At 34.1% G+C, this 22422-nt stretch carries 19 protein-coding genes, 1 rRNA gene and 3 pseudogenes; 9 read left to right on the plus strand and 14 right to left on the minus strand.

The window, feature by feature from the left end:
* Positions 1-26 precede the first annotated feature (26 nt).
* A complete protein-coding gene (locus B9T27_RS13530) occupies positions 27-857 on the plus strand; it encodes an alpha/beta fold hydrolase (protein WP_086207332.1) in 831 nt (276 codons plus the stop codon).
* A 3-nt stretch (positions 858-860) separates the two neighbouring features.
* On the opposite strand, the gene B9T27_RS13535 is transcribed toward B9T27_RS13530, so the two are convergent.
* The 7 genes and pseudogenes from B9T27_RS13535 to B9T27_RS13565 all read right to left on the minus strand — a co-directional run.
* The gene (locus tag B9T27_RS13535) at positions 861-1163 is read right to left on the minus strand and encodes a hypothetical protein (RefSeq protein WP_086207361.1); all 303 of its coding nucleotides are present in this window, start codon (positions 1161-1163) and stop codon (positions 861-863) included.
* A gap of 264 nt (positions 1164-1427) precedes the next feature.
* Positions 1428-2174 carry an adenosylcobinamide-GDP ribazoletransferase gene (locus B9T27_RS13540; protein WP_086207333.1) on the minus strand — a complete coding sequence of 249 codons (747 nt, stop codon included), beginning with the start codon at positions 2172-2174 and terminating at the stop codon, positions 1428-1430.
* A 3-nt stretch (positions 2175-2177) separates the two neighbouring features.
* Positions 2178-2786 (minus strand): histidine phosphatase family protein, encoded by a 609-nt coding sequence (locus B9T27_RS13545; RefSeq protein WP_086207334.1) that lies wholly within the window; start codon positions 2784-2786, stop codon positions 2178-2180.
* A gap of 30 nt (positions 2787-2816) precedes the next feature.
* Positions 2817-3869: a nicotinate-nucleotide--dimethylbenzimidazole phosphoribosyltransferase gene (gene cobT / locus B9T27_RS13550; protein WP_086207335.1), complete on the minus strand. Its 1053-nt coding sequence runs from the start codon at positions 3867-3869 to the stop codon at positions 2817-2819.
* A complete protein-coding gene (gene cobU, locus B9T27_RS13555) occupies positions 3869-4387 on the minus strand; it encodes a bifunctional adenosylcobinamide kinase/adenosylcobinamide-phosphate guanylyltransferase (RefSeq protein ID WP_086207336.1) in 519 nt (172 codons plus the stop codon). Before cobU ends, cobT begins: the two co-directional genes overlap by 1 nt.
* Before the next feature lie 31 nt (positions 4388-4418).
* On the minus strand, positions 4419-5048 hold the full coding sequence (locus B9T27_RS13560) for a 2'-5' RNA ligase family protein (RefSeq protein WP_086207337.1): 630 nt from the start codon (positions 5046-5048) through the stop codon (positions 4419-4421).
* Between the two features lie 151 nt (positions 5049-5199).
* Positions 5200-5462, minus strand: a pseudogene (locus B9T27_RS13565) (YbaK/EbsC family protein); the annotation flags it as partial.
* A 568-nt stretch (positions 5463-6030) separates the two neighbouring features.
* Between B9T27_RS13565 and B9T27_RS13575 the strand changes: the two are divergent.
* From B9T27_RS13575 to B9T27_RS13590, 4 genes and pseudogenes are all read left to right on the plus strand, one after another.
* Positions 6031-6510: pseudogene (locus tag B9T27_RS13575) on the plus strand (TonB-dependent receptor plug domain-containing protein); the annotation flags it as partial.
* Positions 6511-8151: a TonB-dependent receptor domain-containing protein gene (locus B9T27_RS13580; protein WP_228146222.1), complete on the plus strand. Its 1641-nt coding sequence runs from the start codon at positions 6511-6513 to the stop codon at positions 8149-8151.
* Positions 8152-8615: 464 nt separating this feature from the next.
* Positions 8616-9326, plus strand: coding sequence for an aspartate/glutamate racemase family protein (locus B9T27_RS13585; protein ID WP_086207340.1), 711 nt, complete (start codon positions 8616-8618; stop codon positions 9324-9326).
* A 118-nt stretch (positions 9327-9444) separates the two neighbouring features.
* On the plus strand, positions 9445-10743 hold the full coding sequence (locus B9T27_RS13590; protein ID WP_086207341.1) for a dicarboxylate/amino acid:cation symporter: 1299 nt from the start codon (positions 9445-9447) through the stop codon (positions 10741-10743).
* A 50-nt stretch (positions 10744-10793) separates the two neighbouring features.
* Here the strand turns inward: B9T27_RS13590 and B9T27_RS13595 are convergent, their stop codons facing one another.
* On the minus strand, positions 10794-11690 hold the full coding sequence (locus B9T27_RS13595) for a LysR substrate-binding domain-containing protein (RefSeq protein WP_086207342.1): 897 nt from the start codon (positions 11688-11690) through the stop codon (positions 10794-10796).
* Positions 11691-12865: 1175 nt separating this feature from the next.
* Here B9T27_RS13595 and B9T27_RS13605 point away from each other — a divergent pair.
* Complete coding sequence (locus tag B9T27_RS13605) at positions 12866-14539, plus strand: amidase family protein (protein WP_086207343.1); 1674 nt, start codon at positions 12866-12868, stop codon at positions 14537-14539.
* 375 nt (positions 14540-14914) lie between these two features.
* Here B9T27_RS13605 and B9T27_RS13610 read toward each other — a convergent pair.
* The 4 genes and pseudogenes from B9T27_RS13610 to ybaK form a co-directional block, all read right to left on the minus strand.
* A pseudogene (locus B9T27_RS13610) lies at positions 14915-15115 on the minus strand (hypothetical protein); the annotation flags it as partial.
* A 112-nt stretch (positions 15116-15227) separates the two neighbouring features.
* Positions 15228-15416: a hypothetical protein gene (locus B9T27_RS13615; protein ID WP_086207344.1), complete on the minus strand. Its 189-nt coding sequence runs from the start codon at positions 15414-15416 to the stop codon at positions 15228-15230.
* A 299-nt stretch (positions 15417-15715) separates the two neighbouring features.
* Entirely contained in the window at positions 15716-16468 is a 753-nt protein-coding gene (locus B9T27_RS13620) for a DUF4882 family protein (RefSeq protein WP_086207345.1), read from the minus strand.
* Positions 16469-16875: 407 nt separating this feature from the next.
* Positions 16876-17343, minus strand: coding sequence for a Cys-tRNA(Pro) deacylase (gene ybaK, locus B9T27_RS13625; RefSeq protein WP_086207346.1), 468 nt, complete (start codon positions 17341-17343; stop codon positions 16876-16878).
* A gap of 302 nt (positions 17344-17645) precedes the next feature.
* On the opposite strand from ybaK, the gene B9T27_RS13630 reads away from it, so the two are divergent.
* The 3 genes from B9T27_RS13630 to B9T27_RS13640 all read left to right on the plus strand — a co-directional run bounded on the left by B9T27_RS13630 (position 17646) and on the right by B9T27_RS13640 (position 20439).
* Positions 17646-18344: a lysophospholipid acyltransferase family protein gene (locus B9T27_RS13630; RefSeq protein WP_086207362.1), complete on the plus strand. Its 699-nt coding sequence runs from the start codon at positions 17646-17648 to the stop codon at positions 18342-18344.
* Positions 18341-19285 carry a phosphatidate cytidylyltransferase gene (locus tag B9T27_RS13635; RefSeq protein WP_086207347.1) on the plus strand — a complete coding sequence of 315 codons (945 nt, stop codon included), beginning with the start codon at positions 18341-18343 and terminating at the stop codon, positions 19283-19285. Before B9T27_RS13630 ends, B9T27_RS13635 begins: the two co-directional genes overlap by 4 nt.
* A 644-nt stretch (positions 19286-19929) precedes the next feature.
* Positions 19930-20439, plus strand: coding sequence for a lytic transglycosylase domain-containing protein (locus B9T27_RS13640; RefSeq protein ID WP_228146223.1), 510 nt, complete (start codon positions 19930-19932; stop codon positions 20437-20439).
* Between the two features lie 123 nt (positions 20440-20562).
* Here B9T27_RS13640 and B9T27_RS13645 read toward each other — a convergent pair whose 3' ends face one another.
* Both B9T27_RS13645 and rrf read right to left on the minus strand, forming a co-directional pair.
* The gene (locus B9T27_RS13645) at positions 20563-21912 is read right to left on the minus strand and encodes an MFS transporter (RefSeq protein ID WP_086207348.1); all 1350 of its coding nucleotides are present in this window, start codon (positions 21910-21912) and stop codon (positions 20563-20565) included.
* Between the two features lie 382 nt (positions 21913-22294).
* Positions 22295-22409 (minus strand): 5S ribosomal RNA (rrf, locus tag B9T27_RS13650).
* Positions 22410-22422 lie beyond the last annotated feature (13 nt).

Here is a 22422-nt window from a genome sequence, read left to right on the forward strand (position 1 = left end):
ACGTAGCATTTAATGGAAAATAAATAATGAATAAACCTTTTTTTCAAAAAAGTCTTCATTTTTATCAAAGCGATGCAATTGCTGTCGATATTCATTATCATGTAAACAATAAAGCCAATATTATTCTCTTGCCTGCCTTAGGCGTTGCCATCAGTAAATATGATCAGCTGATTCAAGCATTAACTCAACAAAATTTGAATGTCATCACTGCCGATTATCCTGGTTGTGGACGTAATACTCCATCCGTTTCAGCTGAGTTTGATTATGGTTATGCAGATTTGCTCGGATATTTTATTCCACAACTTGTTAAAATGTCTAAAGATGTATTAGATCAAAAACCCATTATTTTAGGACATAGTTTAGGTGGGCATTTGGCAACACTGTATGCACAATATGAAGATGTGGATGTGATTGCTATCGCTACAGGTAATATTGGCTTTCTCAATTGGAATTTGAAAGGAAAACTAAATATTTTAAAAGCAGTGATTACCTTTAATGCCATGATTCTAAAAGATGGCTATTTAGCAGGCTACAAAATTGGCTTTGGTAATAAAGAAGCCAAAACGTTAATGCAGGATTGGTGTAAAACAGTATTCACTGGTGATTATAAACATATTCTTGAAGATGAAACAATTTCTGAAAATTCAGCCCTATTTATCCAATTCAAAAATGATGAATTTGCCCCCTTAAGCTCTACCCTTGCTTTAAGCCGCTATTTTAAAAACCCTCAAATTAAAATTTTAGATTTAACAGTAACAATTCAAGGAAATCAGCATAGTGTATGGATTAAACAACCTCAATCAGTCGTTACACTCATACGAAAATGGATTGTTTCTCGGGAAAATTCAATATTTTAAAGATTATAATTGATCAATGATTTCTTCGAGTACTTCACCATCCATAAAATGCCAGCATTTTTGATAGACCGAAATAAAACTACCAATGAATACAGGTGAACGATCAATGGGTGATTTAACTTTAAAATAGCCTTGTTCTATCGCCCAGTCATAACTGCCTTGATTTAACGGGTATTCAGTTAATACGCCACTCAAATAATTTTTCTTAATCCAAATATTCGCTAATGTAAATGAAGAAAATACAGCAGAAGAAAAGCATGCTTTATTAAAGTTAAAAACAAAAACACTATCTGAAGAAGAATGCATGGTGACCACCATAGCTTTTCATTATTTTTATTAAATTTTACTTCATTTAAAGATTACATCAATTTAATTAATGTGTGACTTTCGTCACAATTTAAAGTTTTTTTTGTCTTAAGAAATATCAGATCAAAGGTTTAATATTTTACTAGGTACCATGTTATTGATTACAGGACTTTCTATGCTCTAGGCAGCATACATTCAATAATAGGATAAGATATCCATCAGCCTTTTAATCAGCAACTTTCTAATACAGAGCTGTAAAAGCAATCAAGAGACTACATAAAAACTCAAAATCACAAAACTCAATAAACTCACCGCTTCTGTAATTTCAATGCTTGCACCTATAGTATCTCCAGTAATCCCTCCAATTCTTTGAATAAACTTATAACGTAAATAGCTCAATGTCGCTAAGAATATCAATCCAGTCAAAACACCAATCCAAGCAAAATAAGCACTTGTTATTAAGCACAAGCTAAAGATCAAGCTTGCACCTATTTTAGGAATAAATTCGGCTATAGAAGAACCTAGACCCTTTTCGCGCACATAGGTTGTAGTGAGGAATAAAAATAATGGTGCTACACGTGCTAAAACAGGAAATAGAAGTAAAGTAGTGTATAGCTGTTTTTCTAATAACACATAGATGGCAGACCATTTCATTAAGCAAACAATAATAAGACTTAAAACCCCAATTGGACCACAAGCTGGGTCTTTCATGATTTTTAAAGTACGTTCTTTATCACCAAAACCACCTACCCATGCATCAGCAGTATCAGCTAAACCATCTAGATGTAATCCACCTGTAAGCCAAATCCAAATGATGAGAATAATACTGGCAAGTAAAATAACAGGTAAAGCATGTAATAGCGTTGCTAAAGCAAATAAAATCAATCCAATGATCAATCCAACCACAGGATACCAAAGTAATGACTGCGCATTTTGCTGTTGGCTGGGCATTACTTTAAGCTGGATAGGAAATGTAGTCAAAAACTGTAACGCAATTAAAAAAGCTGTCATACATTATTCCTCTAATAAGCATATGGAGAAATCTGCATGCAGCATAAATGAATTTAATCGCCCTAATTCAGCTGACATTTTTAAAAGATCATCCAAAGGCTGATTCAATGCCAAACATTTTAATAGTTTGATCACACCACCATGCGTAACGACTAGAGCATACTGCCAGTCATTTTTGAGCATTAACCTTTGAATGTTCTGTAAAGCTATTAATACTCGAGTATGAAAATTTTGCATTGTTTCTGCATTCGGCGGAGTGAATTGAGTCGGTTGCTGCCAGAACTGAGCCAATGATTCAGGTTCATTTTCATAAATTTCTTGGGTCGAAATCCCTTCCCAATCACCAAAATGCATTTCTTGTAGATTCGTCTCTTGTACTAAAGGCAGTTGAAACTGTCTCGTAATATTTTCAGCAAATAGCTGACAGCGTTTTAGAGGTGAGCTAAAAACTACATCCCAGTGTAGCGCCTGACTTAAGGATTGATCTGTTGCCTGATTAATGGTTCGTTGCATTTGAGACCAACCAAGTTCAGTTAATTCATCATCGGTTGAACCACGTAAGGTATGTCCTAGCGTTGTTTCGCCGTGGCGCAATAAATCAATCCTAAGCACAGTATTTCCCTTATTCGTATAAACGTAAATTTAAACCTTTTCACCAATCACAGCTGCTTCGGCAAAAGTCGCCATATTGTTATGTAAGCTACATGCAAGCTTAATCAAACCTAAAGATGCACCTGCTCCGCTCCCTTCTCCCAACCGTAAATTGAGTTTAAGTAATGGATGGGCATTAAGTTCATCTAATATGCGTTTGTGCCCATACTCAGCAGATTGATGTCCAAACAACATCCATTGACGCGCTGCTGGATTTAAACGAACTGCGACTAAGGCTGCAACAGAACTGATGAATCCATCAACCACCATCGGTAAGCCAAGTTGTGCACAACGTATATAAGCGCCTGTCATGGCTGCAATTTCTAAGCCACCGACAGCACAAAGCGCTTTAAAAGCATCATTTGCCACATAATCTTTATGCAATACTATGGCTTGATCAATAATATTTTTTTTATGAATTAATTGTTCTTCACGAATGCCTGTACCGACACCTGTCAATTTTTCGGCGGATTCATTTAATAAGAAACATGCGATTGCGGAAGCAGAACAAGTATTACCAATACCCATCTCGCCTGCGACATAAATCAAGGCACCATTTTCTAGCGATTTTTCTACACTTTCACGGCCCAAATTCATGGCTTGAATACATTGTTGTTCAGTCATTGCAACTTGCTTCGAAAAGTTTGCGGTCCCTGGGGCAATACAATGACGCTCTACACCAACATAGTCATACGCATCTCCCACTGAACCACAATCTATGACTTGCAACGTTGCATGATATTCTTTGGCAATAACCGCAATACAGGCACCGCCAGATGCGAAATTTTGCAGCATTTGACGAGTTACTGCCTGAGGATAGGCCGAAATATTTTCATCCATTACTCCATGATCACCGGCAAAAATAGTAATCCACGGTTTATCAATATTTGGATGAGGATTATCCTGCAAACTTGCTAGCAGAATGGCTATATTTTCTAATTCAGATAATGACCCTGTGGGTTTAGTTAATTGTAATTGACGCTCAGTTGCCAATTGTTTCGCATTTTCACTTGGTTGTTTACACGGTTCTAACCACCAACTCATCATTTATCTCCTTTTAAAATCATTGGAAACCCAGCAACACAAAATACAACTTTATCGGCAATCTGACCGAGCTGTTGATGTAATCGGCCTGCTTCATCCACAAATTTACGGCTAATTTCACCCATGGGTATCACACCTAAACCCGTTTCATTACTGACTAGAATAACTTTAGATTGTAATTTAGGGAGTGTTTTAAGCAGTTTTTGACATTGCAGCATCTGTAATTCAGCGTTTTCATGTAACAATAAATTAGTCATCCATAGCGTTAAACAATCGACTAAAATACATTGATTTACTTGATCAATTTCTAACAGTCGATCTGCCAAAAATATAGGTTCTTCCAATACCGTCCAATGACTGGGTCTTTGTTGTTGATGATGGGCAATACGACTTTGCATTTCGTCATCCCAAGCCTGTGCCGTGGCGATATAAGTCACATCCAATACCGAATCTTGAGCAATGTGTTCTGCTAAACGGCTTTTACCTGAGCGAGCTCCACCTAAAATTAATTGCAACATGACGCTATATGACTCACTTGAGTTTTATCAATTAAAGTGTTGATAAATAAATTTGTTGATAGGGATAAAGTGGCCCTTGTAACTCCTTGGCTTTATAACAGCCAAAACTGAGCTGGTTGACTGAAATTTCAAAACTTTGCTGTTGAATAGCCTTAATCTTTGCAAAAATTGTATCACTGTTAAATGCTGACGGATAAAGTCCTAGAGTGATGTGAGGACAATAACTTAATGCTGCAATCTCATTTTGAGATTTTGATAATAAAGCTCTAATTTTGCTTAGGCTATTTTGATGATCTAAAACTTCAACATATAAAGCACTTTCAAAACTATTAATCTTGTCTATTTTTAAGGTAAAAGATTGAATATTTTCTTGAATTAACAGCTGTATTTGCTGTTTGAGTTGTTCAATTGAGAAATCATCATTTAATACTGGCGTTTTTTCAGTTAAAAAACCACAAATAAACAATGTGATATGAAATTGCCGAGTATTGGGTTGAAATAAAAATTTTGAAAAATATGCCCTTAGTTGTGTCAGATATTCTAATAACTCAGGATCGTTAATCTCTAAATACCATATCGCATAGTCTTGCCGTCCAAGATGCCAATCAGGATAATCATTCAGTTGCGTAGGAATAACGAATTGTGAGGGTTTTAAGAACACGTCAAGAATACAGAAAATAATTCGGAATATTTAAACATGGATTATCATATTTTGCTGAACTGATTGAATTAGAACTATTCACATCAAGCTAAATTTTATTCAGTTTTTATCTTTATTCCAAAAGTATGTTCAATATTTAAATCATCTAGAATTATATATCTAAGACATCAACAAACGATTCGCCTAACACTTTGGCTAAACTCTGTGGCTGGAGAACCTTATCTAAACCACGTTTATCACCACTCACATAAATTTTAGGTAATTATTCCACGATGATATCTCTTACTATTTTTAAATGCTTTTCTACCCCACTGGACTAATTCCTCCGACTAAATAACCAGTTAAACGCTCCACATCTTTCGGATCGGCTATGTGTAATTTTTTACAACCCAATGCAGATTTGAATTTATCTATCTTTCCAAAACTTCATATTAAATAAATGAGTCTAATGACAGATGCTGTTTTTCCATTCAAATTTATCCAATACGTTTGGCGTTAGTGAAGACCCTTTTAAGAGCTTCTAAAATTTCACAGTAACGATCGTTAGCTGCTCGGTTTTTTCTATTTTAATAAAAACTTCTCCTTGAGAGGATTGCCCTTGATACACGGAAGATCCATTTCTCTGTGTAATTAAATTTAACGACTTTGCCTGAGTCCTATTCTTTAAATCAGATAAATTTTTCATGCTGCCCAATTTTTGCTATTAATTAAATGATGATGAAATGACTAAATATAAATTAAACACACCCATCAATCCAATCAAAGACGATAGCCTTTACTTCGCACTGACCTTTATTTTACTGAATATGTTTTAGTGTATTGTTTCATACACTCAGCAACATCCGTATTATTTTCACTAAAAAACAATTTTTTTATATTTTTTTTAAAACAATTACAAATACTTATTTATAATAAAATGATAAAGCATTATGATTATCATTAACAGTTAGCTTCAATAATCATTTCCTTCACGAGATTCTTCATGTTACCGCGAAACTTTCAAAAAACTGTGTTATTCAGTTCAATCTTATTGAATACCTCTACATTTGCCGCATTAAATGAAAATACCAAGCAAGAAACAGCAAATAATGCTATTCCACTCTTAGAAACAATCGTAGTGACCGCAAGTGGTTATGATCAAACTGTAGCTCAAGCTCCTGCTTCTATTACCGTTATTCCTGATGAAGAACTTGAAAAACACAGCTATACCAGCTTACAAGATGCATTGCGTGATGTTGAAGGTGTCACGATTGCTGGTGGTGTTAAAGGTGAAATCTCGATTCGGGGTATGCCTGCGGAAGGTACACTAATTTTAGTCGACGGTAGAAGATAGAATTCAACTAAGGTACTTAACCCTAAAGGCGGAAATTCTGCAGATAATCATTGGATTCCGCCGATTAGTGCTATCGAACGTATCGAAGTGGTTCGTGGCCCAATGGGTTCACGCTATGGTTCGGATGCGATGGGTGGTGTTGTTAATATTATTACTAAAAAAGTAACCGATACTTGGTCAAGTTCAATCGGTCTAGAAACCACCCTACCCACCTCAAGTAAAGAAGGTGATCAAGCTCAAGCGGATGTACAACTTTCTGGTCCATTAATTCAAGATAAACTTGGCATCCAACTTTGGGGTTATGCTAGTGGTCGTGATGAAGATAAGATTTTAGGTGGTCAAAACCAATTTAAATCCATTAACGGTACTGCACGTTTATGGTTTACACCAAATAAAGACAACGACATCATATTGGAATACCAACAACAAGACCAAGACTACAAAGAAAGTAAAGATAAATCTGCTTCAGGTGATACCACTAAACGTGATTACAGCAAAGAAATTTTAACCTTAGCGCATACAGGTCGTTGGGAAAATTTAACCTCAGAAGTGTCTTATACCTACGATAAAAGCAAACGTAATGCATCGACCCAAGACAATAAAACGGGTAAGTTTGTTGAAGATCAATGGCGTCCTGAAACCAAGAATCAATTACTCGAAGCAAATTTATTTACCTCAATCGGTACCCAGCATGTGGTCAGTTTTGGTGGTACATATAAAAAAGAAGATTTAAGTTTAGGTGGACAGGCTGTTGAAGGTTCAGAAAGTTGCTCGAAAGATAGAACCAGAATTGATGCATCTGTCAGCCAATGGTCATTATTTGCTGAAGATGAGTGGCGATTACATGATCGATTTAATTTAACCCTTGGTCTTCGCTATGACGATAATGAAATCTTTGGTAATCACCTCTCGCCTCGTATTTATGGTGTATGGCAAGTCAATGATACTTGGACATTAAAATCCGGGGTTGCTACGGGCTTTAAAGCTCCGAGTATGCGTGAATACAATCCTGATTTTGGTAACCCACAACGTGGTGATGCAACCACTTGGGGGAATCCAGATTTAGACTCAGAAACTTCATTAAATAAAGAGATCGGAGTTTATTTTGATAATGGTGGTCCATTTACAGGGAATATCACTGTATTTCATACTGACTATAAAGACAAAATCGCTAATACGGGATCAAAATGTTTAACTGCACCAAACGGTGAACCAACTGTCAATGTCAGTGGTAATGACTGCTGGGCAGGTAAAGATGGTAAACCAATGAGTGTCTATTTCAATGTTCCTAAGGCTGTGATGCAAGGTGTAGAACTTTCAGGTCGTTGGGAAATTACCCCACAATGGGCACTCAAAGGCACATGGACTTTTGTTGATTCAAAAATGAAAACCGAAAATATTTCTGTTTATGGCTTCCCACTGAGCCAAGCAGATGGACTTGCTACAATCTCTACGCCAAAACATGTCGGAAGTTTACGTCTTGATTGGAAAATGGATGATCGCTTCAGTACCTATTCACGTTTAAGTTATCGTGGTGAAGATAATCAAGGCGTCAATTGGGGTAGCGGTTCTGCTCCAATGAATGAAAGTGCTGGTGATCTATTAACTTATGATGTTGGTGGTAGTTGGCAAATTACCCCAACTATCAGCTTAAATATGGCTATGCTGAATTTATTTGATCAACGTGTTTATGATCCAGACGTTACCACCAATTACCAATATATTGAAGAAGGTCGTCGTTTTTGGGCTGGTATGCGTATGAACTTCTAGACGTTAAACGTTAAACATCCAATCAAATTAAGCCTGCTCATTGCTATTATATAGCGATGAGCAACTTCCGTTTAGATCTTGAGGATCAAGAACCTCCTGTTTCGCGTAGGAGTATTCTGTTAAATGAGGGATTGTTTAGCCTATTTCATAGTGTGAAAGTTTTATAAATAAAAATTACTAATGAGTATACGGCGTATCGCTAAGTTGAAAGATATAAAGTTTAAATACTACAAATCCATTCCCGCTATAAAATAATGCAATATGCAACATTATGATGCATAAATTGCATTATTATTTATCAGCATTAATTTTAAAAATTATTAAATATCAATAAATTAATATTTTATATTGTTTTTTTCTTATAATCTTATTATGCAAATCAAGAATGCATTATCTGTTTTTTGCAACATCAATATTTTACTTTCTGCAAAGCTAATTAATAAATTACTTTACAGGAAAATGGCATGAATAAAGCGATTGGAATATTAGGAGGTATGGGACCTCAAGCTACAGTCGATGCTATGAATAAAATTATTAAAAATACTCCTGCAAATTGTGATCAAGAACATATTCCAGTCATCACAGTATCTATTCCTGACATTCCAGATAGAACAAAATCAATTATAAATCATGATGATAAGCCATTTGAAAAAATGAGTGAATATATTCGTATTTTAGAAAGTGCGAATGTTGGATGCATTATTATTCCATGTAATACTGCTCATTTTTGGTTTGATCAATTACAAAAAAGTACCCATATCAAAATGATCAGTATCATTGATTCTACGGTTAATTTTATTAAAAAAAATAAGGTTAAAAAGATTTGTATTTTAGCCACATCAGCAACCATTAATGCTGAACTATATCAAAAGAAGTTAGCAGACAACCAAATTAATTTTATGATTCCTGAAGTAGCTATTCAGCAACTGGTCATGCAAAGTATTTACAAATATAAATCAGGAGAAATTATAGAATCAAAAAAAATAATGAATAATATCATTAAATTATATTATAAAAATTCTGAGGTTAAATTTCTTCTTGCTTGTACAGAGATCCCATTAATTTTGGAAGAATGGATCAAAGATTATCCAGAATTATTTATTGATGCCACTGATGTCTTAATCAGAAATGCTATTCATTGGTATAAATACGGATGGCCGACTACTTGTAGTTAAGCATTAAATTGCCATGCATTTTATGCATGACCATTTGTTTTTATGCATTCACTAATGCATAAAAACTGTCATAACTAATAAAAGACATTTAGTTCTTCAGTAATTTAGTGAGTGTGATATGAAAAAGGAAATGACTGTTCGCTATGTATTAATAGCCATATTTCTAGGCGCAACGATTGGACTTCTATGCCACTATTTGGCATCTACTCCTGAACAGGCAAAAGAAATTTCGTCGTATTTCAATCTTTTGACGGATATTTTTCTTCGATTGATTAAAATGATTATTGCTCCATTAATATTCTCAACAATTGTTGTGGGAATTGTATCGATGGGTAATTCTTCATCTATTGGTAAAATTACCTTTAAAGCTATGGGGTGGTTCATCACCGCCTCTTTTATTTCTCTCGGTCTAGGAATGCTTTTCGCGAATATATTTCAACCTGGAGTCGGTTTAAATCTCACAGTTGAACATACGACGAATGTACTGACATCTTCAATTAACACAGATAATTTTTCTCTAAATGGGTTTATTACTCATTTATTTCCACGAAGCTTTGCTGAAGCAATGGCAAATAATGAAATTTTACAAATCCTGATTTTTTCAATATTCTTCGGTAAAGCTTTGAGTTTTGTAAATAATCAATATTCATCTGTAATTTTTAAAATAGTTGAAGAACTTAGCCATATTATGTTCAAAATTACAGAATATGTTATGAAGTTTGCACCTGTAGCGGCCTTCTCAGCGATCGCTTCTGCAATCACAGTACAAGGCGTAGCTGTATTTGTAAATTATGCAACTTTTCTAGGTTCATTCTTTCTTGCATTAGCCATTTTGCTCATAATTTTATTTTCAGTGGCTTATATTTTTCTCAGAAAAGATACATTTAAATTGGCAAAACTTATTCGTGAACCTGTCATGCTAGCTTTTGTCACTACCAGTAGTGAATCTGCGTATCCTAAAACAATGGATGCATTGAATAAATTTGGTGTACCTAAACAGGTCACAAGCTTTGTACTTCCTCTCGGTTACTCATTTAACTTAGATGGTTCAATGATGTATGCATCATTTGCTATTTTATTTATTGCTCAGGCTTACAATATTGATTTAAGTATTACACAGCAAATCCTGATTTTATTAACGCTAATGATTACCAGTAAAGGGATCGCGGGTGTTTCTAAAGCTTCAATTGTTGTTGTCGCAGCAACTTTAAGTTTATTTAAGCTTCCTGAAGCTGGATTATTACTAATACTCGCTATTGACCAATTCTTAGATATGGGACGCACTGCGACAAATGTTGTTGGAAATAGTATTGCTACAGCAGTAATCGCAAAAACCACTCAATTAGATGAACTTAAACAAGAAATCAATATGGATATTGATGAAAAAATTATCGTTTCATATGAACAAAAAGCCTAATATTTGCCAAATTTTTAAGAAAGTAGATTTTAAGTAATCTACTTTCTTTTTTATGCAATTGTCCAATCAATCGCTTTAATAAAATTCCATAAACCTTCTGATGCTGCATTCAATCTTGAGCTACTTCTATATAAATAAATATCAACGGACAAAACAGATTCTTTCAAAGGAATAATAATCAATTCATTTTTTTTTAGTTCTTCTTGAATACTATAATCGGGTAACCAGCCTATTCCAAACCCTCCCTTAATCATATCTTTGAGCAAAATACTCATTGAAGAAACAAACGTAGTATTAAAATATTCGGACTGACTATCCTGAAGAAACTTATTTACCTTTTTGCCCATATAACTATCATCTGTATAGTTCATTAGTGGTAAGGAGCTATCTTCTAAAGAAAATTTTGGGCGTCCAATTTGATTTGGAGCTGTAACCAAATATAGTTTAGCCGAGAAAATTTTATGACATAAGAACTGCGGATTCATAAGCTCATCATCATAAAACGATGCAATAAAATCACATTTCCCATTCCGAAGGTAATCCACTGTTTCATTTACATTAATGGCTTCAACATGGAAAACTTTTTCTTGATAGTTCTTCAAATTCCCTAGGATTTTAGGGAAAATATGACCAGCTAAAGAATGTGCGGAAGCAATAGTAACCTTGCTTCTTATGTTGTCGGCACCTTTAATTTTATCAATATTGTACTCAAAATCATCAAGAAAACTCCTTGCATGTAAAATGAAAAGTTTTCCTTTTTCAGTTAATTGTAGAGGTGAGGCATCTCTATTAAACACTTCAAAGCCCAAAGTACTTTCTAACGTTTGAATACGTCTGCTCAAAGAAGATTGTGAAATATTCCTCATATCAGCTGCTATAGTAAAATTTCGATATTTTTCTAAAACAATAAGATCATACAGCCATTTCAATTCAATATTTTGTATCAAGTACTTTCACCATTATTCATTAAGACTTTTATTCAAAAATATTTAAGGCTCTTATTCAAAGAAAATCAACCTAATAATTACTATAAGCTATTTTAAATTTTTCTAAAATTAACATAATACACTGTATGCGAAATTTAAAAATCGAGTCTATATTTTTTGATTTATAGATTTTTTTTAAATTTCATGTAATTCCCATTATGTTAAATAAGTTTAAAATTCTTAATAGAAGTTTTTATTCTACCAATTTTTAAAATGTTAGGATGAAAAATAATAAACTTATTTATTGAGAATAGGCATGTCAGAAAATACACTTTTAGCTAAATTATCAATTAATTATATCGAATTTAATGTATTTAAGATTGCACGGAGCAAAACATTCTTTCAGCAGCTTGGTTAGACATTTATCGATGATGGTGATGCATACTGCGAATTTAATTCTGGCACTTTAAAAAATGGCTTCAGCTTAAGTGATGCAGTTAAAGTAGAGGGAGCTGCTCTGATTATTTTATATAGTTTAGATTTAGAGCATAGCTTGAAACTAGTGAGTCAAGCAGGAGGAGTTATTACAAAAGAAATTTTTAGTTTTCCGGATTGGAAACATTTCCATTTCCAAGATCTAGATGATTATGAACTAGCTATTTGGTCAGATCAATAAATTGATAAAATCAATCTAACACACCTTATAATAAATCTAAAATAATAGCCTTAAATATTTATTTTTATTGTATTATTTATATTTAATTCAGTGATAAATACAATTTTAAGAAACCTAGATAACTAAAGGTTATTCACGATTTTTTCTTTATGATAGATAAAAAATAGTCAATTATACGAAATTAAAAATGGGAGGCTTAGTATCCATTCTACTAATTTTTTGATAATTTCGTATTATGATGTTGGGCTAGCTAGTATTTCCAAAACAAGCCAATCATTCAGGTATTGGAATCATTGACTTAAACAGGATTCAGGTTACTTTGATAAAATCCTCATTTCTGATCAATTTAAAATTTCGCACCAGAAAAATCTGCCTAGAAGTTTACATTTTAACTATGAAATGAAAATTAACCTTAATTTAATTGAAAATTCACAGAATAAGTCTTATTTTTTCATATAAAAACAATGGTATAGAATTTGCTTAATCACTGAGACAGCCTTCCCTTTTCAGGATCATCTCAATGCAAATTTTTCATAAAACACTATTATGCTTTTCTCTTACAATGCTACTTGCGGCTTGTAATGACTCAGATGATAAAACAACTGACCCTAAAATTGATCCGGTACCATTTAATCCAGTTGAAGCATCAATTTCAGATGTTCATAAATCTATTTTAAGTCATGGGGCAAGTTGTGTTCAAGTTGTACAAAGCTATTTAGACCGTATAAATGCATACGATAAACAAGGTCCTACTTTAAATAGTATTATCACTATTAATCCGAATGCACTTAAAGATGCACAAGCATTAGATGATTATTTTAAACAATCTGGTAAATTAAAAGGTGCACTACATTGTGTTACTGTTTTACCTAAAGATAATATTGATACACTAGACATGCCGAATACTGGCGGTTCAGTCGCACTTGCCAATAATATACCTGTAGATGATGCATTCATTATTAAACGTGTTCGTGAACAAGGTGGCATCATTCTGGGCAAAGCAAATTTAGATGAATTCGCATTTGGTTTTGGTGGGAAGTCGAGTCATCCAAATGCGGGACAAGTTAAAAATGTATACGACTTAACCAAAGGTCCAGGAGGCTCTTCGGCTGGTACTGGAGCAGCAATTTCTGCAAGTTTAGCACTCATTGGTATTGGTACTGATACTGGCGGATCAATTCGAGTACCATCAGCAGTTCAAGGTTTAGTTGGACTCCGACCATCACTTCGCTTAGTGAGCCAAGATGGTATTATTCCTCTTGCACCAACACAAGATACTGCAGGCCCAATGTGCAGAAAAGCAATGGATTGTGCAGTTCTAATGGATAGTTTAGTCGGTTTCGATATGGCTAGTTCATCTAACCAAAGAAGTAGTTACGAAAGAACATCTGCACTGATTAATTCGGAAACTACTTACCGCGCTTTAACTCAGCAACCGACTAGCTATGTTCCTAACAATTCTGTCAGTTTAGTTGGAAAACGTATTGGTTTAGTCAGAGCCCTTTATGCTCAACCTAATTCCGCTGGTGAATTGTCAGAGGATGGAAAATTAGTCAATGCATCTATTGACGAAGCTGTAGCAAAATTACGGGCGGCTGGTGCAATTGTTGAAGATGTCGAAATTAATGATTTATCAACTATTTTGAGTCACTACTCAAGTCTTTCCAGCTATGAATTCAAAACATCTCTTACTGAATATTTAAAGACTACTGCTAGCATTTATCGATCATATCAAGATCTATTAGGCAGCAATTTAATGATTTCCACTTTTTCAAACTACGATAGAGATACTACAACTGAATCCTTTGTTGCAGGATACGAGCTCAATACCACTGAGCGTAGTCCTTATGTGCGATCAAGAATGAGGGCAGCTTTAGAAAATACACAACTCAATGGAATAGTTAAAGGAATCAAATATGATGCTTTAGCTTATCCAGCGATTACGGGACTTGCTGCTAATCTTGGTTCGAGCCCAACGACAGGAACCAATAATCGACTGAGCCCATTTAGTGGTTTTCCTGCTATTTCAATGCCTTCAAGTTCAGTTACATCTAGCCGTAGTCAATATCCAATGAACGTTAATATTGAATTCATTGCTCGAGAGTTTGATGAAGCGACATTGCTGAATATTGCAGTAGCATTTGAAAAAGTAAATCCTGCGCGTCAAGTTTCGACACATACACCAGCACTGTAAAATTATTTTATCTAACTCGAATCGTAGATAAGAAATTGACTTGAAAAAATAGGACTAGAGCTATCAGTTGAGTTACCATACAAAACTTATGGCACTAGTCCTTATGTTTGATAGTACCCAACTATTTTGTGTAGTTGCTGCTTTCTTTCTAAAATTTAAGAGAACTTATATAAGAAATTATAATATTCTATCTAACATAAAATCTCTTATGCGAAAAGTCCTCTAAAGGACTAGCTTAAACAACTCTTTTTCAACTTACGCCGATTCACCAAACCCTGCAACGTTCGACCTCTTGCCTTCACCCGTACATCAAACTGATTGGTAGCAAGGTTACTAATCATTGTTAAGACTTCATGTGCTTTTGACTAAACATTAAAAGCCTTTAAGAGTAGTTTTAGCAGCTTCTTTGGCTTCACGATGTGTCTTAGCCTCTGCATTTAAAGAACTGATTTTTTATACTGCATGTGCAGCATCAAAACCGACTTCGTTCCTATCATCATGAATATAAATAGGAAGCCCTTGCTCATTCACTTCCGCATAGGTTTTACCATCAACAGTGATAGTTTTGATTTTCATAGGTTTAGGTTTCTATCATATTTAAGTCAGCATCCGCTCATTACGCTGTCCGTATCCACTTTCAGCAGGCAATAAAAAACCGCCTCTTGGCGGTAGTTAGTTTTTTAATTTCTTACTCAATCAGCTTTAGTTCAATGATTGCGAACTCGTATCCTTCTGATTCGACAGTCTTGTTTAATATTTTTAAATGGCTCACAGCAGCTTCTCTAGAAGTGAAAAGACCTATGTTAACCACATTGTGTTCACGCCCATTTTCAACATCTAATTCAAATGTTTTAAGGTAAAAATAAGTCTTACTCATGCTCAAAACTCCTATACTCTTAGATAACCTAAAGTATTCATAAAATGAAATTAGCATACAAAATGAAGGTTCTATTTAGGTTATTTGTAATTACAAATTAAGATTCTTAAATATTTCATCATCCAGAGTATTAAGCTTAGTCAATGTATAACCTCTCTTATTCAATGGATCAGCAAACTTATCAATGCCATACTCGCCTTTTTTGTAAAGCTCATACTTTGATTTACCTAGCCAAGTACGCTGAAATAGCTCATCCATCTGTTCAAACAACTCTTTATGTGAGGCTTTTTCATTTCAGCTTAAATAGTATTCCCACAAATATCCTTTGAACCAGATGGATATGTTTGAACTATTTTAGAGCCATCTGTTATCAGCTCTATTGAGTAATTTTTACCATATATCGTTGAGTTAGAACCAATTTCTGAGAACCCAATAGTATTAGTAAAATTGACACTATGAATCTTACTTTGAATAGATTGTACATATCCGTAATTAACTCCATTCAATATAAATCCAATCTTTTTTGTATCTTGATTAATGTAAATTCCAAAATATTGATAACCATCATTTGTTGCTGAGATAGGAAGTATCCCTGCATCATAATGCTGACCATTCTCTGTAAATATTCCAAAACTTAAAGCATTTAATCGAGGAGTACTTGGATTATGTAAATTATTTATATATACAAATCCAATCCCAACATTTCCAGCATCGTTAAATGCCACTGCGGTAGGATAACCAAGCATCTGTTCATTTGTTGAAAGTAAAGTGCCAGGAACCTTCATTTTATACTCATATACAAATATTCCGCTTTGCGGAGTTGTTGCCACACCTTTCATGCCAGCTATATCATTTTTATTTATGGCTATATAAGTTTCACTACCCTGAGTTGTAAATGTTGCTTTCTGATTTATTAAATCTGGGAATAAAGTCATATGCGGATAAATTGTATTTATTTGAGCCTGAGTTGCATCAAAATTATAACTACACTCTGCCAAAACATTACCTGACAATGCTGATCCTAGTAAAATTCCAAAATATATTTTGTTCATTATTAATCCATTTTTATTAATTGAAAACCCAACATACTACATTTTATTATTCTTTTTATATCAATCAGATGAATGCTATTTATTCATATCGTTTAGATAAAAAAATAATTAACTTTATCTAAAAATTAGATCACTATTTAATGTAAAGATATTTTAACAATATTTATTCTTCTATTATACTTAGTGGGTTCTATGAAATTTAAAAAAACTAGAGGTTAAAATGTCTATTTTAATTTCAATTTTTCTAATTTTTGCTGCATATATTATTGTCAATGTTTTCTAAAGAACTCGGCTATGAAATTCTTAAGAAGAATACAGAGCCACCATTTAGATGGCTTGTTTTATGAATAATACTTTTGTGAGAAACATAATTTTTGACAAGCGGAATTGGTTGATATAGATACAAATTATTCATCAATAATATCAGCAAAATTTGCTCCTAAAATCTGACTTAAATCCAAAGGATGTAACCCAATATCTAACCCTCTCTTACCGCCACTCACATACAATTTAGGTAATTGTTCCGCTGTTATATCTATCACTGTTTTTAGACGTTTTTTCTGCCCTACTGGGCTAATACCTCCCACCAAATAACCAGTTAAACGTTCTGCATCTTTCGGATTAGCCATATGTAATTTTTTACAACCCAATGCAGATGCAACTTTTTTTAAATTAAGCTGATAATTGACAGGCAAAACCGCAACAAAGAAATTTTTGTCATCTGTAACCATGAGCGTTTTAAACACTTCATCAACATTCAGCCCTAATTTCTCAGCAGCTTCCAAGCCAAAGCTTTTTGCATTCGCATCATGTTCATATTCGTGAATACTGAATACTATCTTATTTGATTTTAAAATTTTACAGGCAGGAGTCATAAATTTATGGTGTGTTAGTAATAGATTATCCATTATATTACTTTTAAAATCATATGTTAAATATGCTTAGGCTATTTAATATGTGATTTTATAAAACTGCTGAATTTATCTTTCAATACTAAGTTTAAAATAAGACCATACATTTGTTATTTAACTATTTTAATTTAATTCAACGACAAAACAATTTAGAAATTAACCATTTAAAACTATCAGAAAATAAAAAAACTTTACTCTATCCCCTATATATTGTTTTAATAAGCTTGATTTTTAAACAATTACACAATAAAAATTTGGTCGTCCTAATGAATCAAGAATCGCAACACCACCTTATTCCACCCAATCCAAACCAGCATCAAAGCAATCTAACCACCCTTTCAATTGCACGTTGCATTGCTTTTTTAACACGTCGTGGTGCCCGACTTCTTACTGGAGCGCGTAGTTTATGGATCGGCTGTCAACCCGAATTAAAGCAACGAATCTATTACGCCAATCATAATAGCCATATCGATTTTATTTTATTGTGGTCATCTTTACCTAAGCCTATACGCCGCCAAACACGCCCTGTAGCAGCATCTGACTACTGGATGAAAGATAGCTTCCGTCGCTTTCTAATCCAAGATACCTTTAATGGTGTCACCATTCAGCGGCATAGAGAACAGAATCAAGACCCTTTACAACCCATTCTTGATGTTTTAGCCCAAGGCTACTCGATTATCTTCTTTCCTGAAGGTACGCGAAATTTAAATGACGATATCGATTTACTCGATTTTAAAAGTGGATTATATAATTTACATCGTCAATTTCCAGAGGTTGAAATTGTTCCAGTCTGGATTTCAAATTTAAAACGGGTTATGCCTAAAGGTGCATTAATCCCGCTTCCTTTACTATCAACTGTCTGTTTTGGTTGTCCCTTAGAGCAACATTTAGACATGACTAAAACAGAATTTCTAGCATATGCTCAACAACAATTACTCAAATTAAAACAGGTTGAGAATCAATGACACTTGATAACTTACACCAAACCTATCTTTTATTTGGCATCTTTGCAGCAATTTTAATCTTTGCCTCTTCCGTGGGCTTTATCTTGAAAAAAAAATCGGAAAATAAATCTTCAAGCGTTATCGACAATTTGAATGCTCGTATTAATGCATGGTGGGTCATGCTAATTGTTATTGGTACAGCCATCCTATTGGGTAAGATTGCCTTTATTGTATTATTCGGTTTAATTTCATTGTTCGCTTTACGTGAGTTTATTAGTTTATTACCGACTCGACGTGGTGATTATTTCCCTTTACTGATTGCCTTCTATTTCGTGATTCCTTATCAATATTATTTAATATATACAGATTGGTACGGGCTATATTCTATTTTTATTCCATTGTATGTATTTTTATTAATTCCAATTGCCAGCTTAAAACAAGAAGATACCACTCATTTCTTAGAGCGTAGCGCTAAAATTCAATGGGGGCTGATGGTCTGTGTATTCTGTATTTCACACGTTCCAGCTCTGTTAAATTTAAAACTTCCCGGCTTTGATGGCGAAAAAATTTGGTTAGCAATTTGGCTCATTATGGTGGTGCAAGCTTCAGATGTACTACAATATGTTTGTGGAAAATTATTTGGAAAACATAAAGTGGCCCCAGTACTTTCTCCATCTAAAACTGTTGAGGGCCTACTTGGCGGCATTGTTTTAGCTACCGCATTGGGTGTAACAATGTCTTGGTTGACACCATTTAATTACTGGCAAGCAACACTTATTGGTTTCATTGTCTGTATTTTTGGATTCTTTGGTGGATTGGTTATGTCGGCAATTAAACGTGATCGTGGCGTTAAAGATTGGGGCCAATTGATTCATGGTCATGGTGGTATGTTAGACCGCATCGATTCTATTTGCTTTTCTGCACCTATTTTCTTTCATATTCTAAGGTACTGGTGGAGCTAAATTTTAAAGGCGGTGCGAATTATTGATCTGAATAGAAATGCAGATATTTTTGCACCGCAGACCTTGTTTATAACAAGAATAAAGGAAAAGCCAAAAATATAAAAACAAGAAATACTGATTTTTCTCTTGTGTATATGGTTCAATTTCAGAACCACCACAGCCTGTGGCAATGCTCTGCTGGTATTTCGAACTGCTGCACTACTTCGTCACTAAAATACTGATAGATAGCTAAATATAATTTTTCTTTAAAACTTTCAGAGACAGATAGTCTAGCTCCATCCTATCACATTCGAATATCACTAATTCATATTCAATATATGTAGGAATATCAAATGGATCTAGTTTACTTTAGCAATTTGTACATCATAATGAATAGCGTTCAATCATAACCATGCTCATGTTTTTATCTTTAACTTAAAGTCACACTATAATTTTATTGACCATCAATTCAATATAAATAAATTATTAAAAATAACATAATATAAAAAGAGAGTTGTGTAAAAACGTGACCGCAACTTGACTCTATATATTCTGCCCATTACCATAATTTTTCTTAAAATCTTGCTATTTTGGTTTTCATTTTGCTTACAGCTAATCAACTCACTCAATCAAAATCATCACATCAATTATACTTTTTAAAAGCAATTATTATTGCTGTCAGTATCTTAAGCATTTCAGGATGTTCATCTTTAGGTGGTGGTTCAGTAGAAAAACGAGCACAAAAATTATCCAAAGGAATCCAAAGTGCTTATTCAGTTTCTCCCAATACCGCAAATCGTATTGCTCCTATGATTGTTCAAAGTGCCGATCAATATCAGATCGACCCTCTTCTCATTGCAGCAACGATTCGACAAGAATCAAGTTATAGAACTAATGTTGTATCATCTGCAGGTGCTGTAGGTTTAACACAAGTTATTCCTCGGTACTGGCAACAGTCTTGTCCGGGAGACTTATTTGAGGAATCAACCAATATCAATTGTGGTGCTTTAATTTTAGCAAAATATAATCAATCTGCGGGTAGCTGGAAAAAAGCGTTAGCTTATTATAATGTCGGCCCTACTGGTTACAACACCAATCGTAAAATGAAAAAACAAGGTAAAAAATATGCCAAACAAGTGAAAAAGCATGAAAAAATATTAAAAAGTGCTCTCTAATCAGCGCTAAAATTTATAATTCGAACCTGAATCTTTCCCATAAGAAAATCAAAAGTAAATGAAGAATACTAAAAAGCCTTGATGATTAAACAAGGCTTTTTAGTAAATATCCAGTATTTAAATTTAACTTGTTTGAGCAACAGTTGCTTCAATTTTAGCTATACTTTTAGCAGGAGCAACACGAATTAAAGAAATCGCAAATGCTGCTATAACTAAAGGAATCGCTACTGCTATAAAATTCCATTTATGTGGAAGTTCCATCCCTAAAATCATACCAATTACAATTGGACCAACAATTGCGCCAATACGACCAACAGCAGATGCCCAACCAATACCAGTTGAACGAACAGCTACTGGATAATACTGTGCAACATAACTATAAAGTAAAATACTACCACCAATCGCAGAGGCACCAGCGAAAGCAACTAAAATATAGAGAACTACTGGTGGAGAATTAAACCCTAAACCGAATAAAGCCAATGCGCCTATTAAAGTCATACTAATCAGCACAGGCTTTAAATGAAATCTATCGGCTAATATTCCACCACCAATAGTCCCAATGACAGCCCCTACATTCATAGACAGTAAAAATAATAAGCTACTACCTAAAGAATAGCCTGCCGCCATCATCAATTTTGGTAACCAGCTACCTAATGCATAAAGTACCAATAAACACATAAAGAAGATTAGCCAAAATAAAAAAGTTCCTGCAGCTCGTTTTTCTGTAAATAATGCTTTAACTGAAGAACTTTGTGTTTGATCTGTGTCTGCTAGAACCAATTTTGCTTCAGGTAATAACGCAGTTGATGGCTCAATTTTTTCTAAGAACTTTCGTGCTTGGGCATGATGATTTTCTTTTACTAAATAAGTTAAAGATTCAGGTAGGAACTTCCAAAATAAAGGCGTGAATAGTAGTGGAATACCTGCAATATAAAACATGATTTCCCAACCATATGATGATGCGAACCATGTTCCACATAGTGCAGCCATAATCCCGCCCACGGCATAACCACTAAACATTGTGGTTACCAAAGTACTTCGTAAACGCTGTGGAGCATATTCATTGGTTAATGCAACTAAGTTAGGTAATACTCCCCCAATCCCTAGACCTGCAATAAAACGTAGCACTCCAAATTCTGTTGGATTGGAAGCAAAACCACCTAAAAAAGTAAAGCCACTAAATAATATGACACAGATTAAAACAACTTTTTTACGACCAATTTTATCTGCTAACATTCCAAAAAACATAGCACCAAACATCATGCCAGCCAATGCAGTACTAGCAAGCATACCAGCTTGAACAGCGGTCATTCCCCATTCTTTCATCAACAAGGGCAAAACCACACCATTAATGGCTAAATCATAACCATCAAACAAAACTATAAATAAACACCAAAGTATTAATTTTGTATGAAATGGCTTAAATTTTGAATTATCAATTACTGTATTTACATTTATTGCCGTCGTTGACATTTTGACTCACCTCCAGTTGTGAGACTTAATTTCAACATACAATGAATCTAGATTCACTTTTTGTCTAAAACCTATAAGATATATATTAATACTTAATAGGTATTAAAATTAATTATTGGCGTAAAATATCACCTGATGTCTGATTAAATTAGACACAAATAGATCCTATTATATGAAAAGTGTAACAACTCATAAGTTAATATTAATACTTATCAATAAGTTATTTTTTAAATACTCAGCAATTAGACCATTGATATATAAAATTCAAAAATGATACTTCTAATAAATTCAAAATAGCCATTACCCCCCTTTTCTTAATTCATTAACTTCCGCGCATAAAAAAACACCCCTTACATTGTAAGGGGTGTTTTTAGGAATAATGAGCTGGCGATGACTTACTCTCACATGGGTAACCCCACACTACCATCAGCGCTAAGAGGTTTCACTTCTGAGTTCGGGAAGGGATCAGGTGGTTCACTCTTGCTATTGTCGCCAGCACAACTGTTTATG

This window comes from Acinetobacter sp. ANC 4648 (genome assembly GCF_002135345.1).
Lineage (GTDB): Bacteria > Pseudomonadota > Gammaproteobacteria > Pseudomonadales > Moraxellaceae > Acinetobacter.